12 protein-coding genes and 2 pseudogenes are annotated in these 14,590 nt (G+C 65.9%); 8 read left to right on the top strand and 6 right to left on the bottom strand.

The window, feature by feature from the left end:
* Window positions 1–182: 182 nt before the first annotated feature.
* From puuE to OKW52_RS20800, 5 genes and pseudogenes are all read left to right on the top strand, one after another.
* Window positions 183–1,564 (top strand): annotated as a pseudogene (puuE, locus tag OKW52_RS20820) (allantoinase PuuE).
* Window positions 1,561–2,394, top strand: a complete 834-nt coding sequence (locus tag OKW52_RS20815; protein ID WP_264507406.1) for a bifunctional allantoicase/(S)-ureidoglycine aminohydrolase — start codon at window positions 1,561–1,563, stop codon at window positions 2,392–2,394. The pseudogene puuE and the gene OKW52_RS20815 overlap by 4 nt, the downstream one beginning before the upstream one ends.
* Window positions 2,395–2,487: 93 nt before the next feature.
* Window positions 2,488–2,979 carry an ureidoglycolate lyase gene (locus tag OKW52_RS20810; RefSeq protein WP_264507405.1) on the top strand — a complete coding sequence of 164 codons (492 nt, stop codon included), beginning with the start codon at window positions 2,488–2,490 and terminating at the stop codon, window positions 2,977–2,979.
* 132 nt (window positions 2,980–3,111) lie between these two features.
* Window positions 3,112–4,515, top strand: coding sequence for a uracil-xanthine permease family protein (locus OKW52_RS20805; RefSeq protein WP_264507404.1), 1,404 nt, complete (start codon window positions 3,112–3,114; stop codon window positions 4,513–4,515).
* 45 nt (window positions 4,516–4,560) lie between these two features.
* Window positions 4,561–5,903: pseudogene (locus OKW52_RS20800) on the top strand (8-oxoguanine deaminase).
* Window positions 5,904–6,143: 240 nt separating this feature from the next.
* Here the strand turns inward: OKW52_RS20800 and OKW52_RS20795 are convergent.
* On the bottom strand, window positions 6,144–7,298 hold the full coding sequence (locus OKW52_RS20795; RefSeq protein WP_264507403.1) for a M20 aminoacylase family protein: 1,155 nt from the start codon (window positions 7,296–7,298) through the stop codon (window positions 6,144–6,146).
* A 62-nt stretch (window positions 7,299–7,360) separates the two neighbouring features.
* On the opposite strand from OKW52_RS20795, the gene mazG reads away from it, so the two are divergent.
* On the top strand, window positions 7,361–8,179 hold the full coding sequence (mazG, locus tag OKW52_RS20790; protein ID WP_264507402.1) for a nucleoside triphosphate pyrophosphohydrolase: 819 nt from the start codon (window positions 7,361–7,363) through the stop codon (window positions 8,177–8,179).
* 132 nt (window positions 8,180–8,311) lie between these two features.
* On the top strand, window positions 8,312–9,022 hold the full coding sequence (locus OKW52_RS20785; protein WP_455430312.1) for a sulfotransferase-like domain-containing protein: 711 nt from the start codon (window positions 8,312–8,314) through the stop codon (window positions 9,020–9,022).
* A gap of 238 nt (window positions 9,023–9,260) precedes the next feature.
* Here the strand turns inward: OKW52_RS20785 and OKW52_RS20780 are convergent, their stop codons facing one another.
* From OKW52_RS20780 to OKW52_RS20765, 4 genes are read right to left on the bottom strand one after another with little or no spacing between them, the layout of a single operon-like run.
* On the bottom strand, window positions 9,261–9,449 hold the full coding sequence (locus OKW52_RS20780) for a DUF2783 domain-containing protein (protein ID WP_264507400.1): 189 nt from the start codon (window positions 9,447–9,449) through the stop codon (window positions 9,261–9,263).
* 3 nt (window positions 9,450–9,452) lie between these two features.
* The gene (locus OKW52_RS20775) at window positions 9,453–11,084 is read right to left on the bottom strand and encodes an FAD-dependent oxidoreductase (protein ID WP_264507399.1); all 1,632 of its coding nucleotides are present in this window, start codon (window positions 11,082–11,084) and stop codon (window positions 9,453–9,455) included.
* Between the two features lie 16 nt (window positions 11,085–11,100).
* Window positions 11,101–11,619: a DinB family protein gene (locus OKW52_RS20770; RefSeq protein WP_264507398.1), complete on the bottom strand. Its 519-nt coding sequence runs from the start codon at window positions 11,617–11,619 to the stop codon at window positions 11,101–11,103.
* A gap of 4 nt (window positions 11,620–11,623) precedes the next feature.
* The gene (locus tag OKW52_RS20765) at window positions 11,624–12,574 is read right to left on the bottom strand and encodes an MBL fold metallo-hydrolase (protein WP_264507397.1); all 951 of its coding nucleotides are present in this window, start codon (window positions 12,572–12,574) and stop codon (window positions 11,624–11,626) included.
* Window positions 12,575–12,666: 92 nt separating this feature from the next.
* Between OKW52_RS20765 and OKW52_RS20760 the strand changes: the two genes are divergently transcribed.
* Complete coding sequence (locus tag OKW52_RS20760) at window positions 12,667–13,095, top strand: MarR family winged helix-turn-helix transcriptional regulator (RefSeq protein WP_264507396.1); 429 nt, start codon at window positions 12,667–12,669, stop codon at window positions 13,093–13,095.
* A gap of 187 nt (window positions 13,096–13,282) precedes the next feature.
* Here the strand turns inward: OKW52_RS20760 and hisD are convergent, their stop codons facing one another.
* Window positions 13,283–14,584 (bottom strand): histidinol dehydrogenase, encoded by a 1,302-nt coding sequence (gene hisD / locus OKW52_RS20755; protein ID WP_264507395.1) that lies wholly within the window; start codon window positions 14,582–14,584, stop codon window positions 13,283–13,285.
* Window positions 14,585–14,590: the final 6 nt, after the last annotated feature.

Here is a 14,590-nt window from a genome sequence, read left to right as displayed (position 1 = left end):
CGCTCTCCTGTTCAAAGTCTTGCCTATTTTGCCTGTGCGGCGCGCAAAGACCAGTATGCTGCAAGCGCAAAGGTCTTTCAGGCAGAAATTGATAAACCTGCCGATTTTTTCGTCTACCTTGACAATAAGACTGCCTTTGAAGGATCGCTCCCGTGACCGACGCTACCCGCTACCCCCGCAACATGATCGGCTATGGCCCGCGCGCCCCTCAGGTCGTCTGGCCCGGTGGCGCGCGCGTCGCGATCTCTTTGGTGCTGAACTACGAAGAGGGCGGCGAAAACAACGTCCTGCATGGCGATGGCCAGTCCGAGGCCTTTCTGTCCGACATCGCCGGGGCTGCGCCCTGGCCTGGTCAGCGGCACTGGAACATGGAATCGATCTATGACTACGGCGCCCGCGCCGGGTTCTGGCGGCTGCACAAGCTGTTCACCGAGCGCGGGTTGCCGCTGACCATTTACGGCGTCGCCTCGGCGCTGGCCCGTTCGCCCGAGCAGGTCGCGGCGATGATCGACGCCGGTTGGGATATCGCCAGCCACGGGCTGAAATGGGTCGAGCATAAAGACATGCCCGAGGCCGAGGAACGCGCCCAGATCGCCGAGGCGATCCGCCTGCATACCGAAGTCGTCGGCACCCCGCCGCGCGGCTGGTACACCGGGCGTTGCAGCGTGAACACCGTGCGGCTGACCGCCGAGACGGGAACGCTGGACTGGATTTCCGACACCTATGACGACGATCTGCCCTACTGGCTTGAGGCAGGCGAACGCGACCAACTGGTCATCCCCTACACGCTGGAAGCCAACGACATGCGCTTCGCCACGTCGCCGGGCTGGGTGACGGGGCAGGATTTCGGCCAGTACCTGATCGACAGCTTCGACACGCTGCATGCCGAGGGGGGCGCATGTTCTCGATCGGCCTGCACTGTCGCCTGATCGGGCGTCCGGGCAAGCTGGCGGGGCTGTTGCGCTTCCTCGATCATGTGGCGCAGCAGGGCGGTGCCTGGTTTGCGACCCGCAGCCAGATTGCCGAGTTCTGGGCGGCCAACCACCCGCACCAGCGCTACGCGCGCCCCAGCCAGATGGACCGCGACACGTTTGTCGCCGCCTATGGCTCGATCTTCGAGCATTCGCCGTGGATCGCCGAACGGGCGTACCAGCTCGAACTTGGCCCGGCGCATGACACGGCCCTTGGCCTGCACAACGCGCTCGCGCGGATGTTCCGCAGCGCCAGCGCGGCGGAACGCCTTGGCGTCCTCAACGCCCACCCCGATCTGGCGGGCAAGCTGGCGCAGGCCAAACGGCTCACGGCGGAATCGACGCACGAGCAGTCGTCAGCGGGCCTCGATGCGCTGACCGATGAGGAACGCGCCGAGTTCCAGCGCCTCAACGCCGCCTATGTCGCCAAGCACGGCTTCCCCTTCATCATCGCCGTGCGCGACAACACCAAGGCCAGCATCACCGACGCTTTCCACACCCGTATCGCCAACGACACTGCCACCGAATTCGCCACGGCCTGCCGTCAGGTCGAGCGTATCGCGCAGATCCGCCTGAAAGACCTCCTTCCATGAGCACCTATGGCCTGCCCGCCGACGGCCTGCCGCCGCAAACCGCGCTGCACACCGGCCGCGCCGTGTTTACCGAATCCTACGCGGTCATCCCGCGCGGCGTGCAGCGTGACATCGTCACCAGCTACCTGCCCGGCTGGGACAAGACCCATGTCTGGGTACTGGCCCGCCCGCTGTCGGGCTTTGCCGAAACCTTCTCGCAATACGTCCTGCGGATCGACCCCGAGGGCGGCTCGGATGCGCCCGAACCGGACGACGGCGTTGAATCGGTGCTCTTCGTCACCGATGGCCGCCCGGTCCTGACCCTCGACGGGCGCGAGCACGCGCTCGCCCCCGGCGGCTACGTCTATCTGCCCCCCGGCGCGAACTGGCGCCTGCGCAACCCGCAGCGCATGGACGCAACCGTCGTCTGGGTGCGCAAGCTCTATGAACCCGCGCCGGGCCTCGCTGTGCCCGACGCCATCATCACCAACGAACAGCACCACTCCCCCGCCGCCATGCCCGGCACCAAGGGCGACTGGGCCACGACCCGCTTCGTCGAGCCGCAGGATCTGCGTCACGACATGCACGTCAACCTTGTCACCTTCCAGCCCGGCGGCGTGATCCCGTTTGAGGAAACGCATGTCATGGAGCACGGCATCTACGTGCTCGAGGGCAAGGCGGTCTACAAACTCAACCGCGACTGGGTCGAGGTCGAGGCGGGCGATTTCCTCTGGCTGCGCGCCTTCTGCCCGCAAGCCTGTTATGCAGGCGGCCCCGGCCCGTTCCGCTACCTGCTCTACAAGGACGTCAACCGCCACCCCCGCCTGCGCGGCCCCTGGGCCGGTCGGTAAGGTGCGCCGCCCCCTCGATCATCTGTCCCTAAATATCCCACGGGGGTCCGGGGGTGGGAAACCCCCGGCCTCGCCACCCGCGAGACGCCCGACATGACGCGCCAAATCCCCACCCACCCCCTAACCGCCGCCGCCTTCGCCCCTTTCGGCGACGTGCTCGACGTGACGGGCGCACCGGACAAGATCATCAATCAGGGCCTGTGCGGTCGCCACCACGACCGCGCAACGCTCGATTTCGGGCCGCAGGGCCGGGCCGGGATCTCGCTGTTCAACGCCGAACCCCGCGCGCTGCCCTACCGGCTGGACATGGTCGAGCGTCACCCCGAAGGCTCGCAAGCCTTCATCCCGATGCACCAGCACCCGTTTCTGGTCATCGTCGCCCCCGATGCGGGCGGCGTGCCCGGCACCCCGCTGGCTTTCGTCACCGACGGCGCGCAGGCGATCAACCTGTACCGGGGCACCTGGCACGGGGTGCTGACCCCGCTCGCGGCACCCGGCCTGTTCGCCGTGGTCGACCGGATCGGCACCACGGCCAACCTGCAGGAACACTGGTTCGACGCACCTTACACCGTCATCGACCTCTGAGCCCGGCCCCCGAGAGGGGCCGCACTCACAAGGATCCGGGTCAACCCGGACCGCTGACCGGACCGCTGCCGTGGGGGTGGACGCGGAGACGGCGCATAAAAAACGAACAAACCCCCCAGGGAAGGAACACGATTGGCCAAGTCTGCGATTGGAACGCCAGAACAACTGGCAGACCCCGACTACACGCCGCCGCTGGGCATGGCGGTGCCGCTGGGCATCCAGCATGTGCTCGCCATGTTCGTCGCCAACGTCACCCCGGCGATCATTGTCTGCGGGGCTGCCGGTATCGGGTTCGGCTCGGATCAGGGGGCGCTCGGCTTTCCTGACATGACTTACATGATCCAGATGTCGATGCTCTTCGCCGGTATCGCCACGCTGTTTCAGACCATCGGCTTCGGCCCGGTCGGTGCGCGTCTGCCCATCGTGCAGGGCACCTCGTTCGCGTTCATCCCGATCATGATCCCTGCCGTGGCTGGTCTGGGCACTGCCGGTCTGTCGGGTCTGATGACGGGCGTGCTGATCGGCGGGATCTTTCACTTCTGCCTAGGCTTCGTCATCGGAAAGATCCGCTTCGCCCTGCCGCCGCTGGTCACCGGGCTGATCGTGCTGATGATCGGCCTGTCGCTGGTCAAGGTCGGGATCCAGTATGCCGCCGGTGGGGTGCCCCTGATGGGAACCGAGGCCTTCGGCTCGCTCGCCAAATGGACCCCGGCGCTGGTCGTCGTTTTCGTGACCTTGGGCATCAAGTTTTTCACCGATGGCTTTGCCTCGGTCGCCTCGGTGCTGATCGGCATCCTCTGCGGCTATCTGGTCGCGCTGGCGATGGGGCAGGTCAGCTTCGTGTCGCTCGACCGCGCCGAGTGGTTCATGGTGCCCACGCCCTTCCATTTCGGCTTCAGCTTTGACTGGGCGATCGTGCTGGGCATGTGCTTCATGGCCGTGGTCTCGGCCATCGAGACGGTCGGCGATACCTCGGGCATCACCAAGGGCGGCGCGGGGCGTGAGGCCACCGATGCCGAGATCAAGGGCGCGACCTTCGCTGATGGTCTGGGCACGGCGGTCGGCGGGATGTTCGGCGGGTTGCCGAACACGTCGTTCAGTCAAAACGTGGGATTGATCGCCATCACCGGCGTGATGAGCCGCCATGTCGTGACCTTCGGCGCGCTGTTTTTGATCCTGTGCGGGCTGGTGCCCAAGGTCGGTGCCTTCATCAACACCGTGCCGATCAACGTGCTGGGCGGCGGCGTGATCGTCATGTTCGGCATGGTCTGCGCCTCGGGTATCTCGATGCTGGCCGATGTCGACTGGAACCGCCGCAACATGGTGATCTTCGCCGTCGCCCTGTCGGTCAGCCTTGGCCTGCAGCTGGAACCCTCGGCGCTGCAACACCTGCCGCGCACGCTGCAGATCCTGCTGACCTCGGGCCTGCTGCCCGCCGCCGCCATCGCGGTGACGCTGAACCTGCTGCTGCCCACCCCGCCGGGTGCCACCGCGACCGAGGAAATCTCGGGCGGGGTGACCGGCCACCGGCGTTGACCTTCGCGCGGGCCTTCGGGCCCGCGCCGTTTTCAGGAGCACAGCATGACCCAGACCCTGATCCGCAATGCCGACGTTGTCGTCACCATGGACGCCACGCGCCGCGAACTGGCGGGCGCGTCGGTCCTGATCGAGGACGGCGCGATTGCCGCCGTGGGCACCGGCCTGACGGCTCCGGGGGCCGAGCTGATCGACGCCGCCGGCTGCGTGGTGACGCCCGGTCTGGTGAACACCCACCACCATTTGTACCAGACGCTGACCCGCGCCGTGCCGGGCGGGCAGGACGCGCTGCTGTTTGGCTGGCTGAAAACGCTCTACCCGATCTGGGCGCGCTACACGCCCGAGGATATGCATGTTTCCACCCAGCTGGGCCTCGCCGAACTGGCACTGAGCGGCTGCACGATGTCGTCGGATCACCTCTACCTCTTCCCCAACGGGTCGCGGCTCGATGACACGATCCACGCGGCACGCGAGACCGGGTTGCGGTTTCACGCCACGCGCGGCGCGATGTCGATTGGCGAGTCCAAGGGGGGCTGCCACCGGATTCAGTGGTCGAGGACGAACGCGCGATCCTAGAAGACAGCATCCGTGTCGTCGATGCCTTCCACGACATCGCGCCGAACGCTATGACCCGTGTGGGGCTGGCGCCCTGCTCGCCCTTCTCGGTATCGCGGGAACTGATGCGCGACGCGGCCCTGCTGGCGCGCGACAAGGGGGTGATGTTGCACACGCATCTGGCCGAGAATGACGAGGACATCGCCTATTCCTTGTCCCAGTTCGGCTGCCGCCCGGGCCAATACGCCGAGGATCTGGGCTGGACCGGTCCCGATGTCTGGCACGCACACTGCGTCAAGCTGGATGAAAGCGAGATCCAGCTGTTTGCGCACAGCCTGACCGGGGTGGCGCATTGCCCCTGCTCGAACTGCCGCCTCGGCTCGGGCATCGCGCCGGTGCGGCGCCTGCGCGACGCAGGGGTGCGCGTGGGGCTGGGGGTGGACGGCTCGGCCTCGAACGACGCAGGCGATCTGATCGGCGAGGCGCGGCAGGCGATGCTGATGCAACGGGTTTCGCTTGGTGCCGATGCGATGAGCGCCCGCGAGGCGCTGGAGATCGCCACGCTGGGGGGTGCAACCGTGCTGGGCCGGGCGGATGTGCTCGGCTCGCTCGAACCCGGCAAACGCGCCGATCTGGCGGTCTGGGATCTGCGCGCCCTGCAGGCGGCGGGCGCGTGGGATCCGGTGGCTGCACTGGTTCTCTGTGGCCCGCACCGGGTGAGGCACCTTCTGGTGGAGGGGCGACAGGTCGTGCGGGACGGCCATTTACTGACGCTCGACAGTGAGGCTTTGGCGATAAACGCCCGCCGGGCGACGGCGCGCCTGATGGGATGACAAGGCGTTTCGCCCTTGGCCGAGACGGCTTGCGCCGCCGCGCCCTCGGGCGACCGGGCAGGGGGCCTTGCCCCCTCTTGGCCTGACGGCCAATTCACCCCCCAGGATATTTAAGGACAGATGAAAAGACTTCGTTAACCACGCTCCATCATCTGTCCGAAAATATCCACGGGGGTTTCCAAAGGGGGCGCGTGCGTCCCCTTTGGGCAGGGGGTTTGGGGGGCGGCAGCCCCCCAACAGCTAGAGCCGGGGCTGCATGCGCTCGACCAGCCGGGCGAAGAAGCTGGCACCGACCGGGGCGACGGCGTCGTTGAAGTCGTATTTCGGATGGTGCAGCCCGGCGCTGTCGCCTTGTCCGAGGAACAGATACGCGCCGGGGCGGCTTTCCAGCATGAACGAGAAATCCTCAGCGCCCATGACCGGTTCGCAGTCGCCCGCTTCCGAACCGATCTCGGCTGCGACCGAAAGCGCAGTGTTGAACTCGCGCTCATGGTTGACGGTAGCCGGATAGCCGCGTTCGAAGGTGATCTCTGCGGTCACGCCCATCGCCGCCGCCACGCCCTGCACAATCTCACTGCAGCGGCGTTCGACCATGTCCTGTACGGCCTTGTCATAGGTCCGCACCGTGGCACAGAACCAGCCGGATTCGGGAATGATGTTATCCGCGCTGCCGGTGTGGATCTGCGTGACGCTGATCACCAGCGCGTCGGTGCCCTTGCGGTTGCGGCTGACGATGGTTTGCAGCGCATTCACCATCTGCACGATGGCGGCGACCGGATCGACGGTTTCCTCGGGATGCGCACCATGCCCGCCGCGCCCGGTGACCGTGACCGTCAGCGTATCCACTGCCGCCATCAGCGGCCCCGCCCGGCCCTCGAACCGCCCCAGCGCCACGCCCGGTGCGTTGTGCAGCGCGTAGACCTGCGCGATGGCGAATCGCTCCATGATGCCCTCTTTCACCATCACCTCGGCCCCGCCGCCCCATTCCTCGGCTGGCTGGAAGATCAGCGCCACGCGCCCGGCGAAATTGCGAGTCTCCGCCAGATACCGCGCCGCGCCTAGCAGCATGGTGGTGTGCCCGTCATGCCCGCAGGCGTGCATTTTGCCCGGCACGGTCGAAGCATGGGGCAGCCCCGTTTCTTCGGTGATGGGCAGCGCGTCGATATCAGCGCGCAGGCCAATGGTCGGCCCGTCGCCTTGCCCCTCGATGATCGCCACGATGCCGGATTGAGCGATGCCCTCATGGATCTCGGTGATGCCGAAGTCGCGCAGGCGCTGGGCGATGAAACCCGCCGTCGCTTCGCAGTCAAAGCGTGTTTCGGGGTGTTGGTGCAGATACCGGCGCCATTCGGTCATCTGCGGGGCGTAATCGGCGATGCGGTTGAGGACGGGCATGGTGGACTCCGGGGCCGGGCTTTGGGATACACCGACCATCGGCAATTAACCGGGTGGGCGCAATGGCCGACGATTCTGCTGGGAACGACTCACTTCTGACTGACCCCGACGGCGGCTTGCCGCGTCTGGCGCATATCATGGCGCGGCTGCGCGCGCCGGTGGGCGGCTGCCCGTGGGATCTGGAACAGGATTTCGCCTCGATCGCGCCCTATACCATCGAAGAGGCCTATGAAGTCGCCGATGCGATCGAGCGGCAGGACTGGGAGGGCCTGAAGGGCGAGTTGGGCGATCTGCTTTTCCAGTCGGTCTACCACGCGCAAATGGCTCAAGAGGCTGGATATTTCACCCTCGATGACGTGCTGCGGGGCATCGCCGACAAGATGATCGCCCGCCATCCGCATGTGTTTGGCGACGAACAGATCGACTCGGCCGAGGCGCAGACCGAGGCCTGGGAAGCGCGCAAGATGCGCGAGCGTGCAGCCAAGGCGCAAACCGGGGTGCTCGATGACGTGCCGGTGGGGCATGCCGGGCTGACCCGGGCGATCAAGCTGCAGAACCGCGCGGCACGGGTGGGGTTTGACTGGCCCGAGGTCGGGCAGGTGGTCGACAAGATCGCCGAAGAGGCGCGCGAACTGACCGAGGCTGCGCCCGAAGACCAGTTCGAGGAATACGGCGATCTGCTCTTTGTCATGGCCAATCTGGCTCGGCATCTGGATATCGACCCCGAAGCGGCACTCAGGGCTGCGAATGCCAAATTCACCCGCCGGTTCCGGTCGATCGAGGCCGCGCTTGCCGCGCAAGGGCGCAGCCCCAGGGACAGCGATCTGGCGGAAATGGATCTGCTCTGGGATGCCGCGAAAGCGGCGGAAAAGCAGCGCTAGAGGACGCGGCTCAGGGGGCGGGAGCGGCGCCGATGGGTCGCTCTTGCGGTGCGAACGGCGAACAGGCATTTTGCACGGATCCCAGCGTCAGGAGCGCCGCATGCTGTCGAGTCGAAAGTCCTTCCGATGACCGTGCGGATCGCCATGTGGTCGGGGCCGCGCAACCTGTCGACAGCGATGATGTATGCCTTTGCGGCGCGCGGCGATTGTGCTGTCAGCGATGAGCCGTTCTATGCCGCCTATCTCGCCCTCACCGGGCTTGAGCACCCGATGCGCGAACAGATTCTGGCCAGCCAGCCGCAAGACCCGGAAAAGGTCGTGCTCACCGGGGATGCCCCGGATGCTGCGCCGATCTGGTATCAAAAGCATATGACGCATCACATGGTCCCCGGCATTCCACTGGACTGGATGTCGCGGTGCCGGCACGCGTTCCTGATCAGGCACCCGTCGCGGGTGGTTGCCTCGTACGTGCGTAAACGCGAAGCACCGGTGCTCGAGGATCTGGGTTTCACCCAGCAGCGCGCGCTGTTCGAGCGGCTGGTCCAGACGACGGGCGAGATCCCCCCGGTGCTCGATTCCACCGCCTTGCGCGCGGCGCCGCGCGAAAAGCTGATCGCGCTGTGCGCGGCGCTTCAGATCCCCTGGACCGAGCGGATGCTCTACTGGTCCAAGGGCAGCAAGCCCTATGACGGCGTCTGGGCCGCGCATTGGTATCAGGCGGTGCACGACTCCACCGGCTTCGACGCTGCCGAGGGGCCGCTGCCCGATCTGCCGCCGGAATATGCCCGATTGGCCGAGGCGGCACTTCCGGCCTACGAGGCGCTGGCGCAGTACGCGCTCTGACCTTTCCTCGCGGTTGCGACGGGGCACGGGGGCTTTCTGCCCCCGTTCGGCACCGTTGAAGTCACGTCCCGAGGATATTCTCCGAGCAAAGACGGTGTCTTAACAAAAGCTTACCGTGCCCATTTTCTGTCTGAAAATATCCTCCAGGAGGGTTCGGGAGGATGGAAAATCCTCCCGAGCGGGTGCGGGTGGCAACCCGCGCAGGCGGCGGGGGGCTCAATGCCCGCCGCCGCCTGCCTCACCCTTCCGCGACCTTCAGGGCTTGGGCGATCACCTCGGCGTCGCCGATGTGGTTGATCAGCGTCAGGATCAGCCGGGCGTTGAAAGCATCGCTTTCGGCCTTGGTCTTGCCCTCATGCGCGTCAATCAGCATCTGGTAGACGTCATCGGCGCGCGGCGTGTTGCGGGTCGTGTTCAGGATGGTCATGGCTCAGGCCTCCTTGCCAAGGGCGCGGCTCAGCGCCGTTTCCACGGCGGTTGCGTCCCAGGTCTCCCACCGGGCGGCGACATGCTGGTCTGGGCGGATCAGGTAGATCGCCGATTTGGCCTCACCCAGATAGCGGGCGGTCAGGCCGGGGGCGGTCTGGGTGCTCAGCGCGATGATCTCGCAGGGCAGGCCCTGCGCGGTGAAACCCGTCGGCGCTTCGGCATCAATCGCCAGGATCTGGAAGCCCGGCGCGCCTCGGGCCCCAAGCCGGTCAAGCAGGAACCCGTCGCCCAGCGGCAGGTCCAGACAAGGTGAGCCGGGGCGCGACCGGGCCGGTCCCTGCGGCAGCGCATCCGGCGTGTTCAGCGGCGAGCCGTCATAGGTGCAGGGCACCGACAGCCGGCCCGAGTTGACGAAGGGCCGGGCAAAATCCTGCGTCTCGGCCAGATCCAGAACGGCATCGCGGAACAACCGGCTGGTTTCGGATTTCGGCGTGATGAAGTCGGTCGAGCGGGTCGAGTTGAGGATATTCTCCTTGGCCCCGTGCACCCGTTCGATGTCATAGCTGTCCAGCAGGCGTTCATCCGCGGTGCCGTCCAGCACCATCTTCAGCTTCCACGCCAGATTGTCGGTATCCTGCAGCCCCGAGTTTGCCCCCCGTGCGCCAAAGGGCGAAACCTGATGCGCCGAATCCCCGGCAAAGATCACCCGGTCGTGCACGAAGCGCTCCATCCGGCGGCACTGGAAGGTGTAGATCGAGGACCACTCCAGCGAATACTGGATCTCGTCACCCAGCATGGCGCGCAGGCGGGTGTCGATGTTCTCTGGCCGCAGTTCCTTCTCGCGGTCGATGTCCCAGCCAAGCTGGAAATCGATGCGCCAGACGTTGTCGGGCTGTTTGTGCAGCAGCGCCGACTGGCCCCGGTTGAAGGGCGGGTCGAACCAGAACCAGCGTTCGGTGGGGAAGGGGGCGTCCATGACCACATCGGCGATCAGGAAGTTGTCCTCGAACACCTTGCCGACGAAATCGAGCCCCAGCATCTGCCGCACCGGCGAGCCTGCGCCGTCGCAGGCGATCAGCCAGTCGGCGGTGATCGTGTACGGGCCTTCAGGCGTGTCGATGGTCAGGACGACATGGTCGGCCTTCTGGTCCACCGATGTCAGACGATTGCGCCCGCGCAGGGTGACGGGGGCACCCTCAGCCTGCATCTCGGTCGCGCGTTTGACCAGCGCTTCCTCGAAATAGTACTGTTGCAGATTGATAAAGGCCGGGAAACGGTGGCCATCCTCGGGCAGCAGGTTGAATTCGTACACCTGACGGTCGTCGAAGAACACCTTGCCGAGGTTCCAGACCACGCCCTTGTCGACCAGCGGGCGACCACAGCCCAGCCGGTCCAGGATCTCGAGCGGGCGCTTGGCGAAGCAGATCGCGCGGCTGCCGAAACTGACCTTGTCATTGTCGTCGAGCACCAGCACCTCTACCCCTTGCTGCGCCAGATCGAGCGCGACACCCAGGCCCACCGGCCCGGCCCCGATCACCACGACCGAATGGCGCGCCGGGGTCGCGGCGTCCTGATCGGCACTGCGAACATAGGGGTAGAGCGGGATCTCGAAGATTTTTTGCGGGGCGGTCATCGGGGGTCCTCCGGGCTTAGCCGAAATAAGCCTGCGCGCTGGGCACGCGGCCATAGTCGAGATGGAAATCATCCAGTTGCGGCGGCGCAATGCCTGCGTCGCCAATCATCGTATGCGCCTGACCCCGGTGGTGGATCTGGTGCTGAAAGAGATGCAGCAGCACAGGGCCGACACGTTCGGTCACCGGACCGCTGGGGCGCTGTGTCACGCGCGGTGCATCCAGCAGCGCCAGGGTCAGCGACTGGCAAAAGCTGGCCAGCCGCATGTCGGCCTCGGCTTGCGCGGCGGCCAGCGGTGCCACCGATGTATGGTCCGGCGTGTCATAGAACACCGACGGCCCCAGCTCGCCCTCTTCCAGCGCGTCGATATAGTAGAGATCGACCTTCCAGATGTGGTTCAGCGTCGCTTTGAGCGAGGGAAAGAACCCCGGCCGCGGCGCTGCGAAATCGGCATCCGTCAGCCCGGCGATGGCGCCATAGAGCGTCGCATTCGCCCAGGCATTGTTCAGCGCCATGGTCAGGAACGGGTCGCGCATGGCGTTACCCCTGCAGATCTTCCCACATCTGCTGATCGCGCTCGGCGGTCCAGATGCGGGGGGTGTCGATGCCGCGGGCTTCGTCATAGGCGCGGCCGACGTTGAAGGGCAGGCAGTGCTCGTAGATCGCGTAATCCTTGAACTTGGGGTCGCATTCGGCGCGCACCGCGTCCCAGGCCTCTTTCAGCGAGCCGCCGCGCGCTGCCACGCGCTGCACCGGGCGGTAGGTGCTCTCGACGAAATCGCGGGTGTTGGCCAGCGCACTGGCGACCATCTCACGGCCCACCAGCGCATCGCCCCGGCCCGGCGCGATGGCGATCGGATCATAGGCGGCGATGGCGTCCAGCGTCTTGCCCCAGTCGGCGAAATGCCCGTCGCCGCAGTAGCAGGCCGAGTGGTATTCGACGATATCACCGGTGAACATCACGCCCGCGTCGGGCACCCAGACGACGGCATCGCCCGCCGTGTGGGCGCGGCCGGGGGTGAAGATCTCGACCTTCCGGTTGCCCAGATAGACGGTCATCGTGTCGCTGAAGGTGGTGGTGGGCCAGGTCAGGCCGGGGATTTCCTCGTAGCCCTGAAACAGGCGCGGGAAGCGGCCGAATTCGCTGTCCCAGTCTTCCTGCCCCCGCTCGACGACCATCGCGCGGGCGGTGTCGGACATGATGATCTCGGGCGCGCCGTAGGCTGAGGCCCCCAGCACGCGGACGGCGTGGTAGTGGGTCAGCACGAGGTGGCTGATCGGCTTGTCGGTGACCGAGCGGATGCACTCCACCACCTTGCGTGCGAGGCGGGGCGTGGCCTGCGCTTCGATCACCATCACCGACTCGTCGCCGATGATGACACCTGAATTGGGATCGCCCTCGGCGGTGAAGGCATAGAGGCCCTCACCCACTTGCGTGAAGGAAATCGCTTTTTCCGCCATGTCGCCGGCAGAGGCAAAGGCCTTGCTCATGGGTGTCTCTCTCTTTGTTTCTTGTCTATGCGAATCATCTTTGGGCAGGATATTGGTTGAAAATGTAACTATCAACGGGCAAGGTCAGTTCTATGTTTTTGAAGGGATATTTGCCTTACAGGCTGAATCTTCTGGCTGAATTGACCTCGGAAAAGACCCGCGAAATCTATCGCCGCCGCCATGATCTGACCCGACCGGAATGGCGCGTGCTGGTCAATCTGGCCGAGGCCCCCTCGCTCACCGCCAGCGCGCTGTGTGAACGCGTGCCCGCGCACAAGACCAAGGTCAGTCGCGCACTGGCAGCGCTGGAGCAGCGCGGCTGGGTCACGCGCAGCACCGATCCGCTGGACCGGCGGGTGTCGCATGCGGCGTTGACGCTGAAAGGCAAACGCGCCTTCAACCACATCCGCCCGGAAATGGAGGCCGCGACCGAGGCCATGTTGGCCCCGCTAAGCGCCGAAGAACGCGCAACTGTGGATGCAGGGCTGAAAGTGCTGGAACGTCTGTTTGGGCAGACCTGAAGGCAGGGGGGCCTTCTGCCCCCCTCTTCGGCTAAAGCCGAATTCACCCCCCGAGGATATTTAGAGCATAAAGTTGGGCGTTAGGGTTTTGTTAACCACGCCCCATTTTCTGTCTGAAAATATCCTCCGGGAGGGTCCGGGAGGGTGGAAAACCCTCCCGGGGGTCCAGCCTTCCCGGCGGTCGGTGTCAGTCGTTCAGCTTGTTCAGGCGCGCGCGCACGCTCAGGCCATGCGCTTGCAGGCTTTCGCTGATCGCCAGCGTTTCGGCTGCCGGACCGATGGCGCGCAGGGCGTCGGGGGTCATGCGGGCCAATGTGGTGCGTTTCATGAAGTCGAGCACCGACAGCCCTGACGAAAACCGCGCCGAGCGGGCGGTGGGCAGGACGTGGTTGGGGCCGCCGACATAGTCACCGATGGCCTCGGGCGTCCAGTGGCCGAGGAAGATCGCGCCCGCGTGGCGGAGTGCGGGCAAGAGCGCGTCGGGATCGTCGACGCAAAGTTCCAGGTGTTCGGGCGCAACACGGTTGGAGAGCGCTGCGGCCTGCGCCAGCGTCTCGACCACCACCACAGCGCCATAGTCGCGCCAGCTGGCGCCGGCGATCTCGCGCCGTTCGAGCACCTGCAGATGCGCGTCAACGGCGGCGATCACCGCGTCGGCCTCGGCCTGCGAGGTGGTGATCAGGATCGATTGCGCGACCTGATCGTGCTCGGCCTGGCTGAGCAGGTCCAGCGCGATCCAGTCGGGGTCGCACGTGCCATCGCCGATCACCAGAATCTCGCTGGGTCCGGCGATCATGTCGATGCCGACGCGCCCGAAGACCCGCCGTTTGGCCGCTGCCACATAGGCGTTCCCCGGCCCGGTGATCTTGTCGACCGGCGCGATGCTGTCGGTGCCGTACGCCAGCGCCGCAATCGCCTGCGCGCCGCCGATGCGGTAGATCACATCGACCCCTGAGATCTTTGCGGCCAGTATTACCAGCGGGTTCACCGCGCCGCCCGGGGTGGGGCAGGCGATGGCGAGGCGTTCAACCCCCGCCACCTTGGCCGGGATCGCATTCATCAACACCGAGGACGGATAGCTGGCCTGCCCGCCGGGCACATAAAGCCCGGCCGCCGAGACCGCCGACCAGCGCCAGCCCAGTTCCGCGCCGGTATCATCAGTCCAGCGCGCATCGTCGGGCTTCTGGCGGTCGTGATAGGCGCGGATGCGATCAGCGGCGAGTTCAAGTGCTGTACGGTCCTTTGGCGTGACCTGAGCGCAATAGGCGTCGATCTCGGCTTGGGTGAAGGCCAGGGTTTCGGGCGTCAGCTCCAGCTTGTCGAATGTCGCCGTCAGCTCGATCACCGCCGCATCGCCGCGTGTGCGGACATCGGCGATGATGGCCGCCACGGTGGCGTCCACATCCGGGCTGTCTTCGCGCTTCATGCCCAGAAGGGCGGTGAAGCGGGCCTCGAAATCGGCGTCGGTGCTGCTAAGGATCTGGGGCATGGCGGG

Origin of the sequence: Pararhodobacter zhoushanensis (assembly GCF_025949695.1) — a bacterium.
GTDB classification, from domain to species: domain Bacteria; phylum Pseudomonadota; class Alphaproteobacteria; order Rhodobacterales; family Rhodobacteraceae; genus Pararhodobacter; species Pararhodobacter zhoushanensis_A.
The sequence above is the reverse complement of the archived record's forward strand: the minus strand, read 5'-3'. Positions and strand labels throughout refer to the sequence as shown.

Coding starts and splice junctions, on each gene's coding strand:
- OKW52_RS20815 (WP_264507406.1), top strand. CDS start 1,561: ATGAGCACCTATGGCCTGCCCGCCGACGGCCTGCCGCCGCAAACCGCG.
- OKW52_RS20810 (WP_264507405.1), top strand. CDS start 2,488: ATGACGCGCCAAATCCCCACCCACCCCCTAACCGCCGCCGCCTTCGCC.
- OKW52_RS20795 (WP_264507403.1), bottom strand. CDS start 7,298: ATGCCCGTCCTCAACCGCATCGCCGATTACGCCCCGCAGATGACCGAA.
- mazG (WP_264507402.1), top strand. CDS start 7,361: ATGGCCGACGATTCTGCTGGGAACGACTCACTTCTGACTGACCCCGAC.
- OKW52_RS20780 (WP_264507400.1), bottom strand. CDS start 9,449: ATGACCATCCTGAACACGACCCGCAACACGCCGCGCGCCGATGACGTC.
- OKW52_RS20775 (WP_264507399.1), bottom strand. CDS start 11,084: ATGACCGCCCCGCAAAAAATCTTCGAGATCCCGCTCTACCCCTATGTT.
- OKW52_RS20770 (WP_264507398.1), bottom strand. CDS start 11,619: ATGCGCGACCCGTTCCTGACCATGGCGCTGAACAATGCCTGGGCGAAT.
- OKW52_RS20765 (WP_264507397.1), bottom strand. CDS start 12,574: ATGAGCAAGGCCTTTGCCTCTGCCGGCGACATGGCGGAAAAAGCGATT.
- OKW52_RS20760 (WP_264507396.1), top strand. CDS start 12,667: ATGTTTTTGAAGGGATATTTGCCTTACAGGCTGAATCTTCTGGCTGAA.
- hisD (WP_264507395.1), bottom strand. CDS start 14,584: ATGCCCCAGATCCTTAGCAGCACCGACGCCGATTTCGAGGCCCGCTTC.